The organism is Mesorhizobium sp. M0040 (genome assembly GCF_040323505.1).
Taxonomy (GTDB): Bacteria; Pseudomonadota; Alphaproteobacteria; order Rhizobiales; family Rhizobiaceae; genus Mesorhizobium.
This window is the reverse complement of sequence record NZ_JAMYVA010000042.1, coordinates 12,142-32,220: the sequence shown is the minus strand read 5'-3', so window position 1 is coordinate 32,220 and position 20,079 is coordinate 12,142. Positions and strand designations below refer to the sequence as shown.

The 20,079-nt window shown below is 63.2% G+C and carries 21 protein-coding genes; 7 read left to right on the top strand and 14 right to left on the bottom strand.

Annotated features, from left to right (window positions below; all coding sequences use genetic code 11):
- Nucleotides 1–77: 77 nt before the first annotated feature.
- The 4 genes from ku (at nt 78) to NKJ91_RS26075 (ending at nt 3,397) form a co-directional block, all read left to right on the top strand.
- The gene (ku, locus tag NKJ91_RS26090; RefSeq protein WP_352457826.1) at nt 78–911 is read left to right on the top strand and encodes a non-homologous end joining protein Ku; all 834 of its coding nucleotides are present in this window, start codon (nt 78–80) and stop codon (nt 909–911) included.
- 93 nt (nt 912–1,004) lie between these two features.
- Nucleotides 1,005–2,405: a PAS domain-containing HWE histidine kinase family protein gene (locus tag NKJ91_RS26085; RefSeq protein ID WP_352457825.1), complete on the top strand. Its 1,401-nt coding sequence runs from the start codon at nt 1,005–1,007 to the stop codon at nt 2,403–2,405.
- Between the two features lie 75 nt (nt 2,406–2,480).
- On the top strand, nt 2,481–2,852 hold the full coding sequence (locus tag NKJ91_RS26080; RefSeq protein WP_352457824.1) for an avidin/streptavidin family protein: 372 nt from the start codon (nt 2,481–2,483) through the stop codon (nt 2,850–2,852).
- 128 nt (nt 2,853–2,980) lie between these two features.
- Entirely contained in the window at nt 2,981–3,397 is a 417-nt protein-coding gene (locus tag NKJ91_RS26075) for an HD domain-containing protein (protein WP_352457823.1), read from the top strand.
- A gap of 31 nt (nt 3,398–3,428) precedes the next feature.
- Here the strand turns inward: NKJ91_RS26075 and NKJ91_RS26070 are convergent, their stop codons facing one another.
- Entirely contained in the window at nt 3,429–3,839 is a 411-nt protein-coding gene (locus NKJ91_RS26070) for a DUF427 domain-containing protein (protein WP_502903636.1), read from the bottom strand.
- Nucleotides 3,840–3,902: 63 nt separating this feature from the next.
- Nucleotides 3,903–4,805 carry an alpha/beta fold hydrolase gene (locus NKJ91_RS26065; RefSeq protein ID WP_352457822.1) on the bottom strand — a complete coding sequence of 301 codons (903 nt, stop codon included), beginning with the start codon at nt 4,803–4,805 and terminating at the stop codon, nt 3,903–3,905.
- A gap of 243 nt (nt 4,806–5,048) precedes the next feature.
- On the opposite strand from NKJ91_RS26065, the gene NKJ91_RS26060 reads away from it, so the two are divergent.
- The 3 genes from NKJ91_RS26060 to NKJ91_RS26050 all read left to right on the top strand — a co-directional run bounded on the left by NKJ91_RS26060 (nt 5,049) and on the right by NKJ91_RS26050 (nt 8,095).
- Complete coding sequence (locus NKJ91_RS26060; RefSeq protein ID WP_023677076.1) at nt 5,049–5,864, top strand: endonuclease/exonuclease/phosphatase family protein; 816 nt, start codon at nt 5,049–5,051, stop codon at nt 5,862–5,864.
- 63 nt (nt 5,865–5,927) lie between these two features.
- Nucleotides 5,928–7,328 carry a phospholipase D family protein gene (locus tag NKJ91_RS26055; RefSeq protein WP_352449561.1) on the top strand — a complete coding sequence of 467 codons (1,401 nt, stop codon included), beginning with the start codon at nt 5,928–5,930 and terminating at the stop codon, nt 7,326–7,328.
- 479 nt (nt 7,329–7,807) lie between these two features.
- On the top strand, nt 7,808–8,095 hold the full coding sequence (locus NKJ91_RS26050) for a hypothetical protein (RefSeq protein ID WP_352449563.1): 288 nt from the start codon (nt 7,808–7,810) through the stop codon (nt 8,093–8,095).
- A gap of 47 nt (nt 8,096–8,142) precedes the next feature.
- Here NKJ91_RS26050 and NKJ91_RS26045 read toward each other — a convergent pair whose 3' ends face one another.
- From NKJ91_RS26045 to NKJ91_RS25990, 12 genes are read right to left on the bottom strand one after another with little or no spacing between them, the layout of a single operon-like run.
- Nucleotides 8,143–8,397: a cytochrome C oxidase subunit IV family protein gene (locus NKJ91_RS26045; RefSeq protein WP_352457820.1), complete on the bottom strand. Its 255-nt coding sequence runs from the start codon at nt 8,395–8,397 to the stop codon at nt 8,143–8,145.
- The gene (locus NKJ91_RS26040; RefSeq protein WP_352457819.1) at nt 8,394–9,032 is read right to left on the bottom strand and encodes a cytochrome c oxidase subunit 3; all 639 of its coding nucleotides are present in this window, start codon (nt 9,030–9,032) and stop codon (nt 8,394–8,396) included. The genes NKJ91_RS26045 and NKJ91_RS26040 overlap by 4 nt, the downstream gene beginning before the upstream one ends.
- Nucleotides 9,029–10,666 carry a cytochrome c oxidase subunit I gene (gene ctaD / locus NKJ91_RS26035; protein ID WP_352457818.1) on the bottom strand — a complete coding sequence of 546 codons (1,638 nt, stop codon included), beginning with the start codon at nt 10,664–10,666 and terminating at the stop codon, nt 9,029–9,031. Before ctaD ends, NKJ91_RS26040 begins: the two co-directional genes overlap by 4 nt.
- A complete protein-coding gene (coxB, locus tag NKJ91_RS26030) occupies nt 10,663–11,634 on the bottom strand; it encodes a cytochrome c oxidase subunit II (RefSeq protein WP_352457817.1) in 972 nt (323 codons plus the stop codon). The genes ctaD and coxB overlap by 4 nt, the downstream gene beginning before the upstream one ends.
- Nucleotides 11,631–12,380, bottom strand: coding sequence for an SCO family protein (locus tag NKJ91_RS26025; protein WP_352457816.1), 750 nt, complete (start codon nt 12,378–12,380; stop codon nt 11,631–11,633). Before NKJ91_RS26025 ends, coxB begins: the two co-directional genes overlap by 4 nt.
- On the bottom strand, nt 12,377–12,829 hold the full coding sequence (locus NKJ91_RS26020) for a hypothetical protein (RefSeq protein ID WP_352457815.1): 453 nt from the start codon (nt 12,827–12,829) through the stop codon (nt 12,377–12,379). The genes NKJ91_RS26025 and NKJ91_RS26020 overlap by 4 nt, the downstream gene beginning before the upstream one ends.
- Nucleotides 12,822–13,970, bottom strand: coding sequence for a hypothetical protein (locus NKJ91_RS26015; protein ID WP_352457814.1), 1,149 nt, complete (start codon nt 13,968–13,970; stop codon nt 12,822–12,824). Before NKJ91_RS26015 ends, NKJ91_RS26020 begins: the two co-directional genes overlap by 8 nt.
- Entirely contained in the window at nt 13,967–14,500 is a 534-nt protein-coding gene (locus NKJ91_RS26010; protein WP_352457837.1) for a c-type cytochrome, read from the bottom strand. The genes NKJ91_RS26015 and NKJ91_RS26010 overlap by 4 nt, the downstream gene beginning before the upstream one ends.
- 2 nt (nt 14,501–14,502) lie before the next feature.
- Complete coding sequence (locus NKJ91_RS26005) at nt 14,503–15,030, bottom strand: DUF3341 domain-containing protein (RefSeq protein WP_352457813.1); 528 nt, start codon at nt 15,028–15,030, stop codon at nt 14,503–14,505.
- Complete coding sequence (gene nrfD / locus NKJ91_RS26000; RefSeq protein WP_352457812.1) at nt 15,027–16,394, bottom strand: NrfD/PsrC family molybdoenzyme membrane anchor subunit; 1,368 nt, start codon at nt 16,392–16,394, stop codon at nt 15,027–15,029. The genes NKJ91_RS26005 and nrfD overlap by 4 nt, the downstream gene beginning before the upstream one ends.
- Nucleotides 16,387–19,374 carry a TAT-variant-translocated molybdopterin oxidoreductase gene (locus NKJ91_RS25995; protein WP_352457811.1) on the bottom strand — a complete coding sequence of 996 codons (2,988 nt, stop codon included), beginning with the start codon at nt 19,372–19,374 and terminating at the stop codon, nt 16,387–16,389. The genes nrfD and NKJ91_RS25995 overlap by 8 nt, the downstream gene beginning before the upstream one ends.
- Entirely contained in the window at nt 19,358–20,014 is a 657-nt protein-coding gene (locus NKJ91_RS25990; protein WP_502903635.1) for a cytochrome c3 family protein, read from the bottom strand. Before NKJ91_RS25990 ends, NKJ91_RS25995 begins: the two co-directional genes overlap by 17 nt.
- Between the last annotated feature and the right edge of the window lie 65 nt (nt 20,015–20,079).

The window sequence follows — 20,079 nt, the reverse complement described above, 5'->3', positions numbered from 1 at the left end:
GCATGTGGAACAGCCTGCCATGGCGGAACGATTTCCGCGCGCAGCCGTTCCGTCCGTTCGACAAATGAGTGATCGACATGGCGACGCCGCGAGCTGCCGGGAAGGGCTTTATGAAAGTCGGATCGGTTTCCTGTGGCGTCAAGATCATCGGTGCCGTCAGCGAGGCCGAGAAAGTGCATTTCAGGATCCTGAACCGCAAGGACGGTCTCCCGGTCAAGAGCGCCTATCTAGACGAGGAGACCGGCGACACGGTCGCGGCGGCGGAGCAGGTAAAAGGCTATGAGGTCGAAAAGGGTGAGTTCATCCATATAGAGCCGGACGAAATCAAGAAACTGAAGATGGTATCGCAGCATACGCTCGAGATCGGCGAGTTCGTGCCTGCCGCCGAAATCGACGCACGCTACCTCGAAAAACCCTACTATCTCGTTCCGGCCGATGCGCCCTCCACGGAGGCTTTCGCGGTGATCCGGGACGCCATGGCCAGGAAAAAGGTAGCAGCCCGCTCCTGCGTCGTGCTGTACCAGCGAGGCCGAGAGGTGCTGATCCAGCCGCTGGGCAAGGGCATGCTGATGACGGAATTACGCAACCACAATGAAGTGGTCGCGGCGGACGCGGTGTTCGAAGGGCTGAAGGCTCGCAAGGTCGATCCCGAGATGCTGGAAATCGCGCAATTGCTGATCGACAAGAAGCCCGCCAAATTCGACCCGTCGAAGTTCGACGATACTTATGAACAGGCGCTGGTTGCAATGATCGAGGCCAAGCGCAAGGGCAAGAAACCGCCCAAGCCGGCACCTGAGCCCAAGACGAACGTCATCAATCTCGCCGATGTTCTGCGCAAAAGCCTGGCGCAGGAAGGCGGCAAGGCTCCCAGCAAAAAGCCGAGAACGGCCCCGAAACGCAAATCAGCCTGAATGTCCGAAAGCGGATCGAACGGAACCGAAAACGCTCGCGCGCATTTAGATGACGTAGCAATCCGTCGGCAAGCCAAGCGGAGCGGGGGACTGGTGGACGTCGTTGAACTAAGGACTGGCGGGATCCCGCAAGTTTCCTCCGCCGATCTGATGCAGGCGTTGCCTGTGGCCGTCTACACCACCGACAAACAAGGCTACATTACCTTCTTCAACGAAGCCGCTGCCGATCTCTGGGGATATCGTCCGGTTATCGGCCAGGATCGCTGGTGCGGGTCATGGAAGCTTCGCCACCTCGACGGGCGACCGATGGCGCATGACGAGTGTCCAATGGCCGTTGCCTTGCTCGAGGAGCGGGACGTTCGTGGGGGCCGAGCCATCGCCGAGCGGCCGGACGGCCAACTCATCCCGTTCAGTGCGCATCCGGTCCTGCTTCGCAATGAAGCCGGCGAGGTTGTCGGTGCCATCAACACCCTGCTCGACCTGCGCATGCAGACGCTGGCCGACGACGCCGGCATAAGGCTCGCCGCCATCGTCGAATCCTCGATGGACGCCATCGTGTCCAAAGACCTGAACGGCATTATCACCAGCTGGAACGACGCGGCACAACGCCTGTTCGGCTATACGCCCGCCGAGGCGATCGGGCGCCCGGTGACGATCCTCATCCCGCCCGACCACCTGGATGAGGAAGCCATGATCATCAGCCGCATTCGCGCCGGCGAACGGATTCCTTCATACGAGACTATCCGGCAGCGCAAGGACGGCACCCTGGTTCCGGTTTCGCTCACCATCTCGCCGATACGCGACGGCATCGGGCGTATCATCGGCGCCTCCAAGATCGCGCGCGACATCAGCCCCCACAAGGAAAGCGAACGGCGCATCCGCACACTCATGCGCGAAGTCAACCATCGCGTTAAAAACCAGTATTCGGTGATCGTCTCGATGATCCGCGAGACCAGCAAGCTGGCCGGTACGCCAGAGGCCTTCCTTTCACGGGTCCGGGAACGCATCATGGCGCTTTCGGAATCGCACGACCTCCTGGTCGATGCGGAATGGCGTGGCGCGACCATCGGCGAATTGATCCATGCCCAGACCAAGGCCTTCGCGACACAGGCCCGGCTGTCGATGAGCGGGCCGATGATCATGCTGCAGCCGAACGCCGTGCAATATCTCGGCATTGCCTTTCACGAGTTGGCCACCAATTCGGTAAAGCACGGAGCGCTGTCGCACCATGACGGACGGGTCGAGGTCGAATGGACCGTGACCCCAGCCGCCGATGGCAGCGATGGCTTCCGCCTTGTCTGGCGGGAGCTGGACGGACCATTGGTCGATGAAAACACGCGACGCGGTTTCGGAACGGTTGTGCTCAAACGCGTCACGCCGCAGGCGCTCAGCGGCACCGGCCGCCTGGAATTCGCCAGGCACGGCATCAGCTGGACGCTGGAATCGCCGCTGCGCTTCGTTCAGATGTCGATGGCTGGCATCGCGGCTGATTGAAGGCCGCTGCCTCGGCCGCGGCTTGGCGGCCGTGTGTTAGCGCAATCCCTGTGGTAGCAATCAGGAGGAGCAGCGATGAGTTGGCTGGGCACCTGGCGGAATCAGTACGGGTCGGTGGTCGAACTGACCAGCGAAGAGGGCGGACGGATCAGCGGAACCTTCCGGACGGCGCTGGAGGACAGCGCCTTTTTCGGGATGACGGTGCCGCTGTTCGGAGCCTGCCGTGGAGACGTCATCGGCTTCACTTGCGCGGCCGAAGGGCGGGTCGGAGCCGCAGCGGTGAGCTATACCGGCATTCTCAGGGATGGGAAGCTGGAGATGCTGTGGCACACCGTTGCGGAAGCCGCTTTGTCGGCGGAAAAGGAAGGTGCCCCGGCCCGAGCCAGGAAACTGCCCGCCTGGCGCGCCTTTGGAACCAGCCTCGACAGTTTTGAACGCGTCTCCTGACGTGTCGGGCCCGCCGCCGCGGCATTCAGCTCGCAAGTGAGGCAGCAGGGTTCCCGCGGTGCATCGGAACTCGCGCTGACGATGGCGCGTTAGCCAGGACATGCGCTGTTCGTTACGGGGTCGACCCAATGAGCGTGCTTTATCGCGCAGCGAAAATCGCCGAACAGGCCCATGCCGGACAGTCTGACAAGACAGGGCGGCCCTATATCGAACATTGCCGTCGGGTTGTCGATGCCGTCGAAACGCTCGACCAGAAAGCCATCGCCTATCTTCACGACGTCGTCGAAAAAGGCGACGGCTGGAACCGCGACCGGCTTGAGGCGGCCGGGTTTGGACCGTCCATCGTATCGGCCGTCGATGCCATGACGCGGCGGCCGAATGAGGGCGATGCCGCGTTCGTTCGCAGGGCTGCGGCCAACCCGCTGGCATTGCCGGTCAAGCGCGCGGATCTCGCCGACAATCTATGGCAGGCACGGCAGATCGGTGCCTCGACAGCGAAATACGAAGACGGCCTGCGCATTCTCAGGGAAGAGTTCGCGAGCTGACGGACAGCTGGCGGCTGTCGCCGATGTGGGTCTACTCGGTGACGTGCGGCGTGTGCCGCTTGTCTTCCGCGGGATCGGCGTCGATCCGCGCCCTGCCGGGATCGAACGCACCATGGCGGGCGATCGCCAATGCCGGGGTGTCGGGCGTCTCGTAGGCCCACATGAAGTCTTCTGCCGACGAACCGACCGCATGAACACGCCAATAGCTTGCCGTGCCCTTCAGCGGGCCGTGGCTCGTCGTGTTCGTCTTCTCCAAGAGGTCGAAATAGATGTCCTCGAAGGGTATGTAGAAAACAGGATCATGGCCGTCTTCATAGAGCACCTTTGCCCGCTCGCTCGACGCAATAATGGCATCGGAGAACCGGACGGTCACGGTTCCATCAAACGGGACAATCCTGAGCGGGCCTGGGCGGGGGGCGGAATCTGCGGCTAAGGGCTGCATTCGACTTCTCCGTTGACTGCGCTGCCTTCCCGAAACGTACTATCGCCGGTCAGGGTTCCAGTTCTACGCTTCTCCTCTTCCGAAACTGTCGAGGAACCCGACAAGGTGATCGGCAACGCGCTCGGGTGCTTCGCGCGTCGGAAAGTGGCCGATGCCAGCCAGAAGCTGGCGCTCGTAATGGGCCGTGAAGTATAGTTCCTTGCCTTCGGACGATTGTGGCAGCACAACGCGGTCGGCATCGCCGTGGATCGTCAGAGTAGGCGCGGGAATGGACTTGGCGGAAATCTGGCGCCGGGCAAGATCGGCGTAGCGCGGATCGGGATCGGCTTCGCCCCAGCGAACCCTGTAGGAGTGCAACGTCACGTCGGCCCAATCGGGATTTTCGAAGGAAGCGGCAACGCTGTCAAAAAGCTCTTCCTCGAACCAGCCGGGCGGGCTCCAGCTTTCCCATTGAAAATGCGCGAACGCCTTGCCTTGCTGGCGAACGATCTCGGCGCCGCGATCCGTTGCCATGAACCATTGGTACCAGAATGCCCTGACCTGGTCCAACGGCGGCGTTGCGAATTCGCCCGGCTGCCAGCCAAGCGACAATGCCGAGCAGCACCGTATCCGTTCGGGAAATACCGAGGCGAGCAGGTAAGCGATCCGCGCGCCCCAATCGTGGCCTACGACCGCAAAACGGCCGAGGCCAAATGCGTCGGCGAAATCGATCACGTCCTGAGCCATGGCGGCAATTTCACCGGATCGCATGGTCTCGTCCGACAGGAAGGTGGTTTTGCCGAACCCACGCAGCCACGGCGCAAAGGTGCGGAAGCCGGCACGATGCAGGACAGGCGCAATGCGCGTGAAGGTGGTTGCGTCGTCCGGCCAGCCGTGGAGAAGCAGAACGGGCGCGCCGGCTCCAGGGCCACCGGCGATGTACGCGATGCGCAGCAACGGCGTGGTGCAGAAGGTGGGTGTTTCCATGATCCGGCCATCCCGTTTCGATCACGCCGCATGGCGTCAGATCGTTTTCGGCGCAAGTTTGCTGAACCGCGCGCGGCTGCGATTGTTCCATGACAGAGGCGGACTTCCAATGAAACCTCACCGCTGCTCGCGGTGGAAGAAGACCGACGGGAACGGTTTTCCAAGGTCGTCGTTGTTTCAGACCTCCGCACGCGCCATAATCGCAATGGCCGCCACTCGCCGACTCAACAGCAAATGGACCACATGCTGGATCGATCGCCTACCCTCCCAAGGTCGCTTGGCGCTGCGCTGCGAAGGGAAGTGCCGCGGTTTGCGGCACCCGGCAATGAAATTTCATGCACTACGGTCGCATCCTACAATGTGCATAAATGCGTCGGCACCGACGGCAGGTTCGATCCGGAGCGGGTCGCGGCCGTGGTCAAGGAACTCGACGCCGACATCATCGCTTTGCAGGAGGCCGACGAAAGAACCGGAAGCAGGCAGGGATTGCTGGATCTCGCAGCACTCGAGCGCGACAGCGATCTCGTCCCCACACACATCCCGGAAAACCGCCGCAGCCATGGCTGGCATGGAAATCTGATCCTGGCACGCCGCGGCGTGGTCGAAAGCGTGAACCAGATCCGGCTGCCCGGCCTCGAGCCGCGCGGCGCGGTGATTGCGGACCTGGAGCTGAAGGGCGTCTCGCTCAGGATCATAGCCGCGCATTTCGGCTTGCTGCGGCGCTCGCGCTCGCAGCAAGCCAACGCACTTGTCGAAGCCACGCACCCGGTTCTGCGGCCAACAATCCTGCTTGGCGACCTCAACGAATGGCGCGTCCGCAACAGGTCTTCGCTGCTGGCCCTGCTGCCGCATTTCGGTCCGATCGATGCGGTTCTGCCGAGCTTTCCGTCGCGCTTTCCGCTGTTTGCGCTCGACCGCATCCTGGCCAGGCCGCCGCACCTGATTTCCAGCATCGAGGTGCACAAGACGCCGCTGGCGCAGCGCGCCTCCGACCATCTGCCCATCAAGGCCCGACTGAACCTTGACGCGATAAGGCAGCCGCGACTGCAACCAGAATGAACCTGAAGGGTTGTTAGTCAGATTTCAGACGGTTTGCTTCGCTGATGTTTGTCGGTGCACTTTATGGATACAGCCATTTCGCGGTTTGCCCGGGACAAGATCGCTGCCGGCAATAGCGGGCTGGTGCTGATCGCCGACAATTATGACGCGTTTGCCGCACGAATCCTTGCCGCGCGCAGTGCCACCAGCAGCCTCGACCTGATGTACTATCTCTGGCACGACGACCATAGCGGCCGGCTGCTGATGCAGGAGGTCGTCAAGGCGGCGGAGCGCGGTGTCCGCGTCCGCATGCTGCTGGACGATATCAATCCGCGCAACAGCGACGCCGCTTACCTGGCGCTCAACAGCTACAAGAACATCGAGCTGAGGCTGTTCAACCCCAGCGGCATGAGGAACGGCAGCATCTTTCGCTCGCTGGAGATGGTCGCCCGGCTGTTTGCGATGACCCGCCGCATGCACAACAAGGCCTGGATCGCCGACGGGAGCCTGGCCATCGTCGGAGGAAGAAATATCGGCGATGCCTATTTCGACGCCGCGGAGACAAATTTCCGTGATCTCGACCTGTTGCTTCTCGGTCCTGCCGTAGGGCAGACGATGCAGATCTTCGAGGCGTTCTGGAATTGCGAGGCGGCAAAGCCGATCCAGCTGCTCAACCCGGCTGCGGTGGGCTCGCGCGCCGATTTCCTCGACAATCTCGATGCGACCGCGGACGGCCAGCTTTTGAACAGCCTCAGTGCCTGGCGCACGATCACGGAGTTCATTGCAGCGCACAGCGACGTCTGCTGGACGAAAGGCGTTCGCGTCATTTCCGATCCGCCGGAAAAGGTGCGCGGCAAGCGGCGCAGGAACTGGCTGACCAAAGAGCTGCTTCCCGCTATCGCGGCGACCAGGCAGCGCCTCGAAATCGTCTCGCCCTATTTCATCCCCGGCCGCACCGGGTTGGCCATCCTGTCGAAGCTGGTGGATCGTGGCGCCGAGGTTGCAATCCTCACCAACTCGCTCGCCGCGACGGACGTCGCCGCCGTGCACGGCGCCTATGCCAGATACCGCCGCAAGCTGCTTAAAAAAGGTATCCAGCTTTTCGAATTGCAACCCTTCAACCGCCAGGCCAACATCTCCGTTTTCGGCTCAAAGGGAGCCAGCCTCCATACCAAAGCCTTTACGGTCGACGACACGCTGGGGTTTGTCGGTTCCTTCAATTTCGATCCGCGTTCGGTGTCGTTGAATGCGGAAATGGGCGTGCTTTTCCACGATGCCAATCTGGTGATGGAGTTGCGCCGGCTGTTCGAGCACGAAAAGTCGCCGCAGACGAGCTATCAACTGGTCCTGGACAAAGGGGCCTTGCGGTGGCTCGGCATGGCGGATGGCGAGATGCGTCAATATTCGCGTGAACCGGAGGCCAGTCTCTATCGGCGCATCGTTGCAGCGCTGGTTGGCTGCCTGCCGATCGAATCGCAATTGTAGAAGCGACGGATTTGTCGGAACGGAACTCTTTGTCGGAACGGAAATGCGGGACCACGAGTTGTAACCGTTGTCCGGAGCATGCCGATGAAGACCACGATATACAGTTTTCTTGCCGAGCTCTTGCCGTTCTGGATGGCGCATAAACGCAAAATGCGCGCCGACCGCGCCGCTGAGCGGCCGACACGACCGGCTGCTGCCGATGACGATGGTCGGCCGACAAGCGATCCGAATCGAGCAACACCGGCGCGTCGGCGCAACACGTCTTAGGGCGGGATGCTTTCAAATTAGATCCCGCTCCAACTGTCTGGTTAGACGCAATTCCGCGACGCCAAGTGATTCCATTTGGCTGCAGAAGCTCCAGTTCCTAAGCGATCACGCTATCGTCAAGTATCGCTACCCGAAATCCGGCGTTGCCAAGCATCCATTTTGCAGCACGTACGTTAATGTGCACTACAGGGTTGCCGCTATAGGTGCGCGCCATGAGTGACAGTGCGATAGAATTCTTGCAGGACTGGATCCACGAAAACGTTCATGTGCCGCCGCCTCCGATCAAGCTTGAAAGGGAGGCGGAAATCCTCGCCAGGGAATGCAAGGAAGAGGCGGCCGACGCCGGCGTACCCATCGAAGACATCGAGGAAGAGGTTGGCGACCTCAAGGATCTGCTCGTCGCCAAGCTCGAAGACGCAGCCGAGGACGAGGCCCGGCAACTCAATGGCCACGGCCAAAAGATTTCTACACTGGCGGCCGGGCAAAAGCGGGCCGTATGAGGCCGGTCCGAGCGCAGGCAAGGCATCACGAGGTGCGCCGCTTCGGTCTATTGTCCGATCAGCGTCAGCCCGAACAGGATCATCAGCCAAAACCCGGCAGCAGCGACCGCAAGACGCGGCAGGACGCCGTCGCTGGCCAGATGCATGAGCAGGATGGCGATGCCGGCGGTCTTGGCCGCGGCGATCACCAGATTGAGTGCCGAATTGAAGCCGCCGAGCGCGAGGAAGGACGAGCCGACGGTCAGAGCCAGCAAGGCTAAAAGCCCGATATAAGCAAGCGTGAGTTTGCGGAGCTCGCTCATCTGTTGATCAGATAGAGGACGGGGAACAGGAAGACCCAGACGATATCGACGAAATGCCAATAGAGGCCGATTGCCTGCACGCGCCGGAACCGGCTGGCCTCGATCGTGCGTGGCCACAGCGCGAGGATGCCGCCGATGACGATTACGCCGCAAATCAGATGCAAGGCGTGCAGTGACGTCATCGCGAAATAGAGGCCGAAGAAGAATTCGGCATGAACAGGATCCGGGCCCTTATAGATGAAAGGTGCGCCGAGCACCGGCGCCAGCCCTTCGCTGAATTCCCTGGCGTACTCCGTCGCCTTGATCGCCAGGAAGACGACGCCGAGCAGCGCCGTCGCAGCCAATGCCCAGCCAGCGGCGCGCCATCGCCGTGCGGCCGTGTACATATGGGCGAGCGCCATAGCGAAACTGCTGGTGATCAGGACGACGGTGTTGGCGGTGCCCAATGGCAGCGACAGATGCTTCGCCGCGCCGGCGAAGGCGTCGCCATAACTCAACCGGGCAAACATGAAGACGAGCAGGATGGCGCCGAACAGCATCACCTCGGAGCCGATGAACACCCACATGGCAAAGCTGTCGGCTGCCGTTTCGCGAGCCGGCCGGTCGAAGGCGATGCTTGTCGTTGGTGACTTCAAACCAGATCCTCCACCGGGTCCGACCGTTTCTCGGTCAGGCCTTTCATCGGATAGTCGTAGGCTGGTCTGGTGACGGCCGGCGTGCGATCGAAATTATGCGCCGGCGGCGGCGAGCTTGTTTGCCATTCCAACCCGGTGGCTCGCCACGGATTGTCCGGGGCTCGCGCGCCTCGAAACAGCGACCACGCCAAATAGAGGAGCGGCATCAGATAGCCGATCGCCAGCACCACGGCGCCAGCCGACGACAGGATGTGCCAGAAAGCGAATTCCGGCGGATAGGTATGGTAGCGCCGCGGCATGCCCAGAAAGCCGAGCACATATTGCGGAAAAAAGGTCAGGTTGAAGCCGATGAAGGTGACCGCCGCGGCTATACGCCCCCAAACCTCCGAATACATTCGGCCGGTGAGTTTCGGCCACCAGAAATGCAGCCCTGCCATGTAGGCGGTCACCATGCCGCCGACCATGATGTAGTGGAAATGGGCGACGACGAAATAGGTGTCGTGAACGTGGACGTCGATGGCGAGCGCGGCAAGGAAAAGGCCGGCCAGCCCGCCGAAGGTGAACAATGCCAGGAAGAACAGCGCATAAAGCATCGGCGTCTCGAAGCTGATTTCGCCCTTGCGCAGCGTCAGGCTCCAGTTGAAGACCTTTATCGCCGATGGGATCGCGACGCAGAAGGACAGGAACGAAAACACCACGCCGGCATAGGCCGACTGCCCGCTGACGAACATGTGGTGGCCCCAGACGAGAAAGCCGAAGACGGCGATCGCCATCGAAGCCAGGGCGACGGCCTTGTAGCCGAACAGCGGCCGGCGGCTAAAGCAAGGCAGCACTTCCGAGACCACTCCCATACCTGGCAGGATCATGATGTAGACGGCGGGGTGCGAGTAGAACCAGAACAGATGCTGGAACAGCAGCGGATCGCCGCCGAGGGCGGGATTGAAGATGCCGATGCCGAAGACGCGCTCCAGCACGATGAGGATCAGCGATGCTGCAAGCACCGGCGTCGCCAGCACCATTACCAGGCTGGTGGCGTACAGGGTCCAGACGAAGATCGGCAGCCGGAACCAGGTGAGGCCAGGCGCTCGCAAGGTGTGGACGGTGACGATGAAATTGATGCCGGTCATGATCGTCGAAAAGCCGACGATGAAAACGCCGAATGCCGCGGTCGAGACAAACCCGTTGGCATAGAGCGTCGACAGCGGCGTGTAGAAGGTCCAGCCGGTGTCGACGCCGCCCAAAACCACCGAGGCGAGCGCGAACAGGCTGCCGAACATGAAGACGTACCAGCTTGCCAGGTTGAGCCGGGGAAAGGCGAGGTCGCGCGCGCCGATCATCAGCGGCAGCAGGAAATTGCCGAGCGTTGCCGGGATCGACGGCACCAGGAAGAACCACACCATGATGATGCCGTGCAGCGAAAACAGCCGGTTGTAGACATCGTCGGAGACCAGGTCGCCGGCCGGCGTCGCAAGCTCGATGCGCATCAGCACGGCAAAGGTTCCGCCGAGGAAGAAGAAGGCCGTCAGCGAGACGAAATAGAGCCACGCCACCCGTTTGTGGTCGGTTGTCAGCAGCCAGGAGCGCGGCCCGGCACCTTCTGCGAGATAGCTTGCCGACGCCAAATCGCTGCTCATTGCGGCGCCTCGTTTTTTGCCGCCGGGAACGAGGGAGATTGGAGCGATAGGGATTTGAGAAAGGCCATCAGCATCTGCAGTTCGGCTTCGTCAACGAGACCGTCGAAGCTCGGCATCACCGGCTGGTAGCCGGCGGCGATTTCCTTGTTCGGGACAAGGATCGAATCGCGCAGATAGCGTTCGTCGGCGATGACCGTCTGCCGGTTGGCCAACGCCACCGGCTGGCCGAAAACCCCATCGAGGCCGGGCGCCCGCACCTTGCTGGAATTGCCGTGACAGCCGGAGCAGCCGAGCGCGCGGAACAGTTTCCCGCCGCTCGTGGCAAGGCTTTCGCCTTCACCTTGACTGCCGAGCCATGATGCATATTGCTCCGGCGCCAGCACCGTCACCCAGCCGCCCATCTCGGAATGCTGCGTGCCGCAATATTCGGCGCAGAACAGGTGATAACGCCCCGGCTGCGTGGCGATGAACCAGACATTGGCCGTGCGTCCGGGAACGGCATCCTGCTTGACCCGAAAGGCTGGCACGTAGAAGGAGTGGATGACGTCCTGTGATGCCAGCGACACCACCACCGCCTTGCCGACCGGCACGTGCAGCTCGTTGATCTCGCGCTGGCCGCCGGGATGGCGGAATTCCCACATCCATTGCTTGCCGAGGCCGGCGATCTCGACGGCGTCCGGTGGCGGACGGTCGCGCCGGACAAAAAGGACTGCGCCCCAGCCGAAGAAGATGAAGGCCATCACCAGGCTGGCAATGGTCCACGTCATCTCCAGCGGCAGGCTGCGGGCACGCGCGCCGGTACGGTCGGCTGCGGAGCCGATACGATATTTGACGGCGTAGCCGACAACGAGAACGGTCAGGAACAGGCCGAGCGCGACTGCGAAAGCCAGCAATGTGTAGAACAAGGCATCGACGCTGCCCGCGATGGACGAGGCTTCCTGCGGGAAAAACCGGATGCCGAAGCTCACGCCCGCCTCCCGCGCGCCAGCAGTATGGCCGTCGCCAACCCCACCACCATCACGATGCTGGCGAGCTTCAACGCAGCCCAGATCGCCGGCGTATATCGCCCCTTGGACGCATCGAAGCCGGCGCAGAGCAGGAAGACATGATCGGCGATCGAGCCGAGCCTGCCGGAAGATGCCTCGACAAGGGCAAGCTCAAGATCGCGCGGCGTGAAGCTCAGCGCCGGCAGCACCTGCGCTATCCGGCCTTTTGGCGTCAGCGCGATGACCGCGATCGGATGGGCGAATTGGTCGATCCGGGCGCGGGTGTCGAAACTGATGCCGGCTTCCGCGGCAAGGGCGCCGCCGGCGCCGTCGGCACTGGTCAGGAACCGCCACGCCGACAGGTTCCTCGCGTCGGCCGCCGCGGCGACCGTGGCTTGCGCATCGCCCGCATCTTCGGGCGTGTCGGCGGCATCGATCGAGACGAACAAAGCGCGATAGGTGTCGGGGTCGAGCGAGGTCTTTTTCAAATCCGAGGCGACCGCCTGTTGGGTCACACCACAAAGGTTCGGGCATTTGTCGTAGCCGAAAATCAGCAGCGCCGGCCGGCCGGCAAGCATTTGGCCGATCGTGCGCTGCTCGCCGGACGCATCGCGAAACACCCGGTCGAGGCTGAGCTGCGCGCCGATCTCGGGATCGAAGGCCGGGCGTGCGAAGGCCATGGCCGGCAGTGCCGCGAGAAGGGAAAAAGCGGTTAGCCAGGCCTTCACGGCCGGCCTCCCTGGCCTGGCGCGGTCCGGCAGCGAGCGGCCTGCGGCGCGCGTGGTATCTCGGCCTCGACCAATCGGCAGTCGGCGCCGGCGGCCGGCGCCGGCTGCCCCCAGTTCGGCAAACCATGGCTGACGATCGCCCACATGGCGTCCTCGATCGGAATGCGGGCAATGCCGGCGGTGCGGTCGACCCAGCCGACCTTGTTCAGCTCCTGCTCCTCCGCCTTGCGGAAGGCAGCGAGGTCGTCTTCTGGAAAGCGCTGCAAGGCTGGACTGGCCCGGTTGCCGACCGATGATGGCCCCGGCAGCGGCCTTAACGGCCTGGTGTCGAAGACGAGCCCGAGGACGATGACTGTCGCGGCCAGGAGCAGCAGCAGGCCGGCCGCGAAGGCAAGCAGCGCGCCCGGCCAGACGTCGCGCGTTTCGGGATGGCGGGCTGCCCTAGCCATGGACTGGCCTCCGGCACCAGAGGGCGATCCGGTCCGGCCGGCCAAGCACGAAAAGCAGCAGCGCAAGCCAGAGGCCGCCAGCTCCTGCCAGCGCGGCAAGATCGTACCAGAATGCGATCACATTGCCGTCCGCCAACGGCGGTCTGATCCGCCAAAGGACATCGACGTAGTGGCCGGCCAGCACGATGCCGCAGATCGACAGCAGGCCGGCATGGCTGCGCTTCAGATCCCGGCTGAGCAGCCCGGCAAAGGGGATCGCGAATTGCAGCGCAATCAGCAGCCAGAGCAGATACTGCCAGCCATTGCTGCTGCGGATGAGGTACCAACGGATCTCGTTCGGCAGGTCGCCGCCCCAGGTCACCAGCCATTGCATGAACGACAGGTAGGTCCACAGCAGCACGAAGCCGAACAACATATTGGCCAAATCCTCGCTGAGCGCGACATCCTCCTCGCCGCCCGCCATGACCTCGATCGAGCGGTTAACACACAGTACCGTCATTGCCAGAGCGTAAGCGCCGACGACTTCGGCCGACGCTTCCAGCAACGCATAGATGGTCGAGGAGAACTCCGGCTCGAGCGAGAGCATCCAGTCGATGGCAAAAATCGTCACAGCCAGCCCATGCGCAATCAATCCAGCGGCATAGGCCTTGCCGCGGCCGGCGCTGCCACGGCCGCTATCGGTCGTTGTCCAGTCAAGCACGCGCCACGCCAGCACCAGCCAGATCGCGCCGCAGGCGGCAAAGCGCAGCAAAAAGAACGGAACGTTCAGATAGAAGAATTTCTGGCGCACCATCTCGGGCAATGCAGCCGGGTCGGCACTCGCCCAGGGAAAGACCAGGTCAAGCCTGACCAGAACCGGCAGCAGCAGAAACAAAGCCAGCGGCAGCGTCGCGACGAGAGCGCGCAGCGGCTGGCGGATTGCTTCGCCCCAGCGGCCGCCGGTCAGCCCATGCACCATCAGGATGGTCAGCCCGCCGAGCGGTAGGCCGAGCAGGAAGAGCGCCGCAGGCAGCCAGCCGGCCAACATGGCTCTGAAGTCGAAGGCCAATCCCGTGGCGCAAAGCACAAGTCCTACGGCGGCCACGGCAAGCGCCGGCAAAATCAAACGTTCGGCGGCAAGCTGCATCATCGCCCGCATCATCGATCCGGCTCCGCATTGAGCTCGGCGCGGAGGCTTTCCGGCAGCTCGGCAATTGGTGCATCGCGCGAATATTGCAGGGCGCGGATATAGGCGACGATCGCCCAGCGGTCGGCAGGCGGGACACGCGCCGCGTAGGAATACATGGCGCCATAGCCGTTGCTGATGACGTCGTAGAAATGCCTGTCGCTCGCCTTGCGCAACGCGTCCTGATGATAGGTGGGCGGCGCCGGAAAGCCCCGCTCGACGATCATGCCGTGGCCGTCGCCGGCGCGGCCGTGGCAAGGCGAACAGAAGATGTCGAAGCGCTGCTGGCCTCGCCGCAGCAGCGTCATCGTGACCGGATAGGGAAACGTGTCGGGTACCGGCGAAAGATCGGCATCGCGTGCGACCGTGTCCTCGACCGGCGCCCGCGCCGACATGCCGTCGGCGAACTGGTTGCTGCTTTCGAGCGGATCGTAGCGCGGCTGGTCCTCCATGTCCTGCCGGCAGCCGGCGACCAGCAAGGCTGCCGACAGCAGGATTGTGCGCATGTTCACGCCTCCACCTCCTCGACGGTTTCGGCGCCGAGCCGTGTCAGCTGGCCCTTGGTCACGCCCTTGCGGAACTTCGGATCGGCGGCCTCGACGAGCAGATAGAACTTGCCGCCGCGCGCATAGGTGAAGCTCGTGGCGTTGAAGACCGGGTGATAATATTCGGGCAGGCGATTGGCGGCCAGCATGCCGAAGAATGCGGCCAGCGCAGCGCCAAGTATCGCGGCCTCGAAGGCGATGACGAGAAAGGCCGGCCAGGAATGCAGCGGCCGGCCGCCGACATTGAGCGGAAAATCGATCTCGACCGAATAGAGGATCAGGCCATAGACAAACACCGCGCCGGCGACGGCACCGCCAAGGATGGCCCATGGCAAGCGCGTCTTGCGCATGCCGAGCATGTCGGCCAGCCCATGCACATGGAACGGCGAGAACGCGTCCATGCGCCGGTAGCCGCGCGCCCGCATGGTGCGGACCGCCTCGGTCAGCGCTTCGGGATCGGCGAAAGCCGCAATGACGCCGTAAAGGCTCATCTTGCGCCGCCCCTCTCCCCGGCCAGCTCCTCGACCTCGAAAATGGTGATGGCCGGCAGGACGCGGATGAACAGGAAGACCAATGCGAAGAAGGTGCCGATCGAGCCGAACAGGATGCCGAAGTCGAGCCATCTCAGTGATTGTTCGCCCCAGGACGACGGCAGGTAATCGCGGCTTGGCCCGGTGACGACGATGACGTAGCGCTCGATCCACATGCCGACATTGATGATCAGGGCAATGGCGAACAGCACCGCCATGTTGAGGCGCACCCGCCGGAACCAGAGCAATTGCAAAACAGCGCCGTTGCAGGCGAGCATGGTCCAGAACAGCGGCGCATAGGGTCCGAAGGCGCGCTGCCACATCATCGTGCGCTCATAGGTTTCGCCCGAATACCAAGCGAAGAAAGCCTCGGAGGCATAGCCGTAGATGACGATCATGCCGGCGGCGATCATCAGCTTGGCGGCATTGTCCATGTGCCGCAGCGTGATCAGATCCTGGACCGAAAACGCCCAGCGCAGCGGGATGGCGATGGTAAGCACCATGGCGAAGCCGGACAGCAGCGCGCCGGCAACGAAATAGGGAGGAAAGATAGTCGAATGGAAGCCCGGCGTGATGGCGAAGGTGAAGTCGAGCGAGACGATAGAATGCACCGAGACGACCAGCGGCGTGGCCAGTGCCGCCATCAGGAAATAGACGGTCTGGTAGCGCGCCCAATGAAAGGCCGAACCGCGCCAGCCGAGCGCCAGTATCCCATAGAACAGCTGCGCCGGGCGCGATTTCGCCCGGTCGCGCAGGACGGCGAGATCGGGCAGCAGGCCCATATACCAGAACATCAGCGAAACGCTGGCATAGGTGGCGATCGCCGCGAAATCCCAGACCAGTGGGCTGCGCCATTGCGGCCAATGCATATGCGTGTTGGGCAGCGGCAGCAGCCAGTAGAAGAACCACGGGCGGCCGAGATGCAGGATCGGGAAAAGCCCCGCCATCGCCACGGCAAACAGCGTCATCGCCTCGGCAAAGCGGTTGATCGAGGCGCGCCATGGTTGGCGCAGAAGCAGAAGCACCGCCGAGATCAGCGTGCCGGCGTGGCCGATGCCAATCCACCAGACGAAATTGCCAATCATCGTGCCCCAGACAACCGGAATGTTGACGCCATAGGCGCCAACGCCGACCGAGATCAGATAGGTAATCGAATAGAGAAAGATGAGGACGAAGACGAAGCAGGCGAAAAACGCGGTCCAGAAATAGCGCGGCAGCCTGCCGTCGAGGACGATCGCACTGATACGGCCGCTTATCTCCGGAAGGTCGTGCCGGCCGCGCAGAACGGGCAGTGCGCCCGGTTTTCCAGCAATAGCCTCAGCCATCGGCTTTCCCGCCTGGCGAGAGACGGCCGTTGATATTCCTGATCTTGCCGAGATAGGTGGTGCGGGGTCGCGTGTTGAGGTCCTCGAGCAAGGCGTAGTGTTGCGGCGCTGCTTTTTCCTGCACGACAGCGGCGCCCTTGCTGTTGAGGTCCCCGAAAACGATCGCCTGTGTCGGGCAGGCCTGCTGACAGGCGGTCACCACTTCGCCGTCGGCGATGTGGCGGTTTTCGATCTGAGCCTTGATGCGCTTTTCGGAAATGCGCTGGACGCAGTAGGTGCATTTTTCCATCACACCGCGCGAACGGACGCTGACGTCTGGATTGTGCGCGGCCTGTTCCGGTCCGGCCGCATCCTTGTCGAATTCCTGGAAGTCCAGGAAGTTGAAGCGCCGCACCTTGTAGGGGCAGTTCTGCGAGCAGTAGCGCGTGCCGATGCAGCGGTTGTAGACCTGCGCGTTCAGCCCGTCATGGGTGTGGGTGGTGGCGTTGACCGGACAGACGACCTCGCACGGCGCCTTCTCGCAATGCATGCAAGGCACCGGCTGGAAAAAGACGTCGGGATCGTCGAGCGGGCCGGAGTAGTAGCGGTCGATCCGCAGCCAATGCATCTCATGGCCGAGTGCCGACTCGTCCGGCCCGACGGTGGCGATGTTGTTTTCCGCCTGGCAGGCAGAAACGCAAGCCATGCAGCCGATGCATGCCGACTGGTCGATCGACATGCCCCAGGCTTCCTGGCTGTATTGCCAGTCGGGATAGAGCGATCCGGTTGGCGCGGGCGGGGCGCCGTCGCGCACGAAGTGTGGATTTTTGCGGAAGGCCTCGAGCGAGGCATGGCGAACGATCGCCCTGCCCTCCATCGCCTGATGGTGTTGCGTGGTGATGACCCGCGCACTGCCGTCCCGCGGCGCGACCGTGGCGCCATAGACGATCCAGGGAGCCTCGAGGCTTCGCAGCCTGTACGCGTCGTGGCCGTCGGCGAGTGCTGCCACCGAACCGAGCTTCCGGCCGAAGCCCAGAGCAAGTGTCACGGTCTCGTCGGGATGGCCAGGCATGATCCAGACCGGCGCATCGATGTCCGTGCCGTTCGAGGCGATATTGACGACCCGGGCGTTTTCCACCTGAAGCCGCCCCGCCGTCGCCGGCGACATCAGCGCTGCATTGCCCCAGACGATCTTGCTCAGTGGCCGCGGCAATTCCTGCAGCCAGGACGAGTTGGCATTGCGTCCATCGCGCAGCCAGGGATCGGCGACGAAACGAATTTCGACGCCTTTGGCCGCTTCGACGCGCGGGTTCAGGCCGCGCAAATCCGCCGGCATCGCAACATTGACTGGAGTGCTGGCACTGCCGGATACAAAGCCGTCGCGAAGCGCCTTTCGCCACGCGGGATCGTCCAGTGCTTGCGCCAAAGTCGTTTGTGCCCATGTCCGGCGGACGAGCGGCAGCGCAGAAACAGCTAATTCACCGCCAAGCACGGCCAGGATTTCATGCACCGCCCGCCCCTGGTAAAGCGGCCTGATCAGCGGTTGCACGATCGACGCGGTTCCGTCATGGGCGCGCAGGTCACTCCAGCTCTCGAGGTCATGCGCGGCAGGGATGTGCCAGTGTGCGACGAAGGCGGTTTCGTCGCGGTAGAGTCCCCAGTGGACAAGAAGCTTCAACCGCGAAAACACGTCGCGGACGCCAAGCCCCGCAGGTGCGGTGTGGATAGGATTGGCGCCAAGTATGACAACGGTGTCGATGTCTCGCACGGCGATCGCCTGGCAAAGACGCGCGAGGTCGCCCTGGATGGGCATCGCGTCGGGCGGCTCGATCAGTTCCACGGTGTTGCCAAGCGCACCAAGCCGCGCGTTCATGGCAAGGGCGGCGGTATGGACGAACGGTGTTTGATGGGCGCCCGGCACGATCAGCGCCGCGCGGCCGGCCGCCTTCAGGTCGTCCGCGGCGGCAGCCACCCAGGCCGGGTCCAATGCCAAGGCGCTTGGCGCCGCTTCGCCGCCAAGCACCGCGCTCAGCGCCGCGGCGACGGCTTCGACCTCGCTCGGCCGCACCGGCCGGCGGTGATCGGCGGCAGCGCCGGTGATCGTCGGCGTCGATTCCACCGCATAGACCCGGCTCATCGTATCGTCTGCCCGGCGCACGCGACGCCGCGCGGCAAAGTCACGGGCGTAAGCGAGACGGCCGGGGCCCTCGCCCAGGAAATCCGCGTCGAGACTGACAATCGCGTCGGCCCGATCGAACCGGTAGACCGGTGCAAGCGCCCTGCCGAAAAGGGTCTGCGTGGCTTGGGCGCCGGACGGCGTTGCCAGGGGATCGTGCTGGAACAGCCTCAGCCTGGGGTAGCGCGCGCGCAGCGCCTCGAGCTGCGCCTTCATGGTGGGCGAGGTCGTCGCCTCGATCAGCAGCGCCGCGCCGGCACCGCCTGAGCCGGCCAGCCGGGAGGTGAGCTCGGCCATGTCGGCAAGGAAGTCGCCATAGGCCGCCGGTTCGCCGTGTTTCAGCGGCATGCGCGAGCGATCGGGATCGAAAAGCGACAGCACCGCCGCCTGCATGATGGCGTCCGTCGCACCGCGCGAGGCCGGATGGTCGGGATTGCCTTCCACCTTGGTCGGCCGGCCCTCATGGCTTTCGACCACCGCACCGATGCCGTAGCCATCGCTCGAAAGCGTGGTCGCGTAATAAAGCGGCTTGCCGGGAACGATGTTTTCCGGCTGGCGGATATAAGGCAGGATGTCTTCGGCCTCGCTGCACGCCGCAAGCCCCGCCAGCGACAGCGATGCACCCATCAGCTTCAGCAGCGTGCGCCGGTCGAGCCGCGGGATGCGCTCGGCGATCGAGGGAAATTCGGCATCGACGCAGCGGCGGAATTCCGGCGTATCGGCGAGCTCGTCGAGGCTTCGCCACAGCTCCGGGCCGGGCGAAAGCCGTTGGCGCAGGCCGGCCATGTCTGGAGCCGCGATCGGTTTGTCAGCGGTGGCAGACATAACAGTCGGTCATGGTCTCGGGGTGGATATCGAGAAGGCTGATGAGCGATCGGCGGATTTCGGCGATATCGGCCGGCGGCTTCCAGTGCATCAGGAACACGTCCTGCGGCGGACGCAAATTAGGGTCGGGGTCGCGATGACATCCAAGACACCATTCCATCGACAGCGCATGCGCCCGCCGCATCAGCGGCATGTCGTCGACCTCGCCGTGGCACGTCTCGCAGGCGACGCCTTTAGCGATATGGATCGAATGATTGAAATAGACGAAGTCGGGGACACTGTTCACCCGCTGCCACTGCAATGGCTGCCCGGAGGCAAGGCTTGCCCGTACCGGCGCCAGCATGTTCGCGTTGGTGAAAAGCTGCGAATGGCAGGTCATGCACACCTCGGTCGCCGGCAGACCCGCCGATGACGAAGTCTCGACGCCGCTGTGGCAATAACGGCAATCGAGGCCAAGCTCGCCGACATGGTGCCTGTGGCTGAACGGCACTGGTTGCGCCAACGGCCGGCCAACGCCGGTGACGAAGTCCGAACGCAGGACGGCGGTGCCGCCGAGAGCCGCAAAGATCGCCATGAAACACGCGCCCCACAGAGCGAAGCGTGAAATGCCGTTGGCGCTCCTTGAAAAGACCTGCGGCATCCCCTCGCCGATTTCGCATCCAGCAAACCGTATTCACCCCCCAAAACCCCTAACTGCGTCTGCGT

Coding starts and splice junctions, on each gene's coding strand:
- NKJ91_RS26010 (WP_352457837.1), bottom strand. CDS start 14,500: ATGCGCACAATCCTGCTGTCGGCAGCCTTGCTGGTCGCCGGCTGCCGG.
- NKJ91_RS26050 (WP_352449563.1), top strand. CDS start 7,808: ATGAGTGACAGTGCGATAGAATTCTTGCAGGACTGGATCCACGAAAAC.
- NKJ91_RS26020 (WP_352457815.1), bottom strand. CDS start 12,829: ATGGCTAGGGCAGCCCGCCATCCCGAAACGCGCGACGTCTGGCCGGGC.
- NKJ91_RS25995 (WP_352457811.1), bottom strand. CDS start 19,374: ATGTCTGCCACCGCTGACAAACCGATCGCGGCTCCAGACATGGCCGGC.
- NKJ91_RS26080 (WP_352457824.1), top strand. CDS start 2,481: ATGAGTTGGCTGGGCACCTGGCGGAATCAGTACGGGTCGGTGGTCGAA.
- NKJ91_RS26055 (WP_352449561.1), top strand. CDS start 5,928: ATGGATACAGCCATTTCGCGGTTTGCCCGGGACAAGATCGCTGCCGGC.
- NKJ91_RS26065 (WP_352457822.1), bottom strand. CDS start 4,805: ATGGAAACACCCACCTTCTGCACCACGCCGTTGCTGCGCATCGCGTAC.
- NKJ91_RS26070 (WP_502903636.1), bottom strand. CDS start 3,839: ATGCAGCCCTTAGCCGCAGATTCCGCCCCCCGCCCAGGCCCGCTCAGG.
- NKJ91_RS26060 (WP_023677076.1), top strand. CDS start 5,049: ATGCTGGATCGATCGCCTACCCTCCCAAGGTCGCTTGGCGCTGCGCTG.
- ctaD (WP_352457818.1), bottom strand. CDS start 10,666: ATGAGCAGCGATTTGGCGTCGGCAAGCTATCTCGCAGAAGGTGCCGGG.
- NKJ91_RS26075 (WP_352457823.1), top strand. CDS start 2,981: ATGAGCGTGCTTTATCGCGCAGCGAAAATCGCCGAACAGGCCCATGCC.
- ku (WP_352457826.1), top strand. CDS start 78: ATGGCGACGCCGCGAGCTGCCGGGAAGGGCTTTATGAAAGTCGGATCG.
- NKJ91_RS26015 (WP_352457814.1), bottom strand. CDS start 13,970: ATGATGCGGGCGATGATGCAGCTTGCCGCCGAACGTTTGATTTTGCCG.
- NKJ91_RS25990 (WP_502903635.1), bottom strand. CDS start 20,014: ATGCCGCAGGTCTTTTCAAGGAGCGCCAACGGCATTTCACGCTTCGCT.
- NKJ91_RS26045 (WP_352457820.1), bottom strand. CDS start 8,397: ATGAGCGAGCTCCGCAAACTCACGCTTGCTTATATCGGGCTTTTAGCC.
- nrfD (WP_352457812.1), bottom strand. CDS start 16,394: ATGGCTGAGGCTATTGCTGGAAAACCGGGCGCACTGCCCGTTCTGCGC.
- NKJ91_RS26005 (WP_352457813.1), bottom strand. CDS start 15,030: ATGAGCCTTTACGGCGTCATTGCGGCTTTCGCCGATCCCGAAGCGCTG.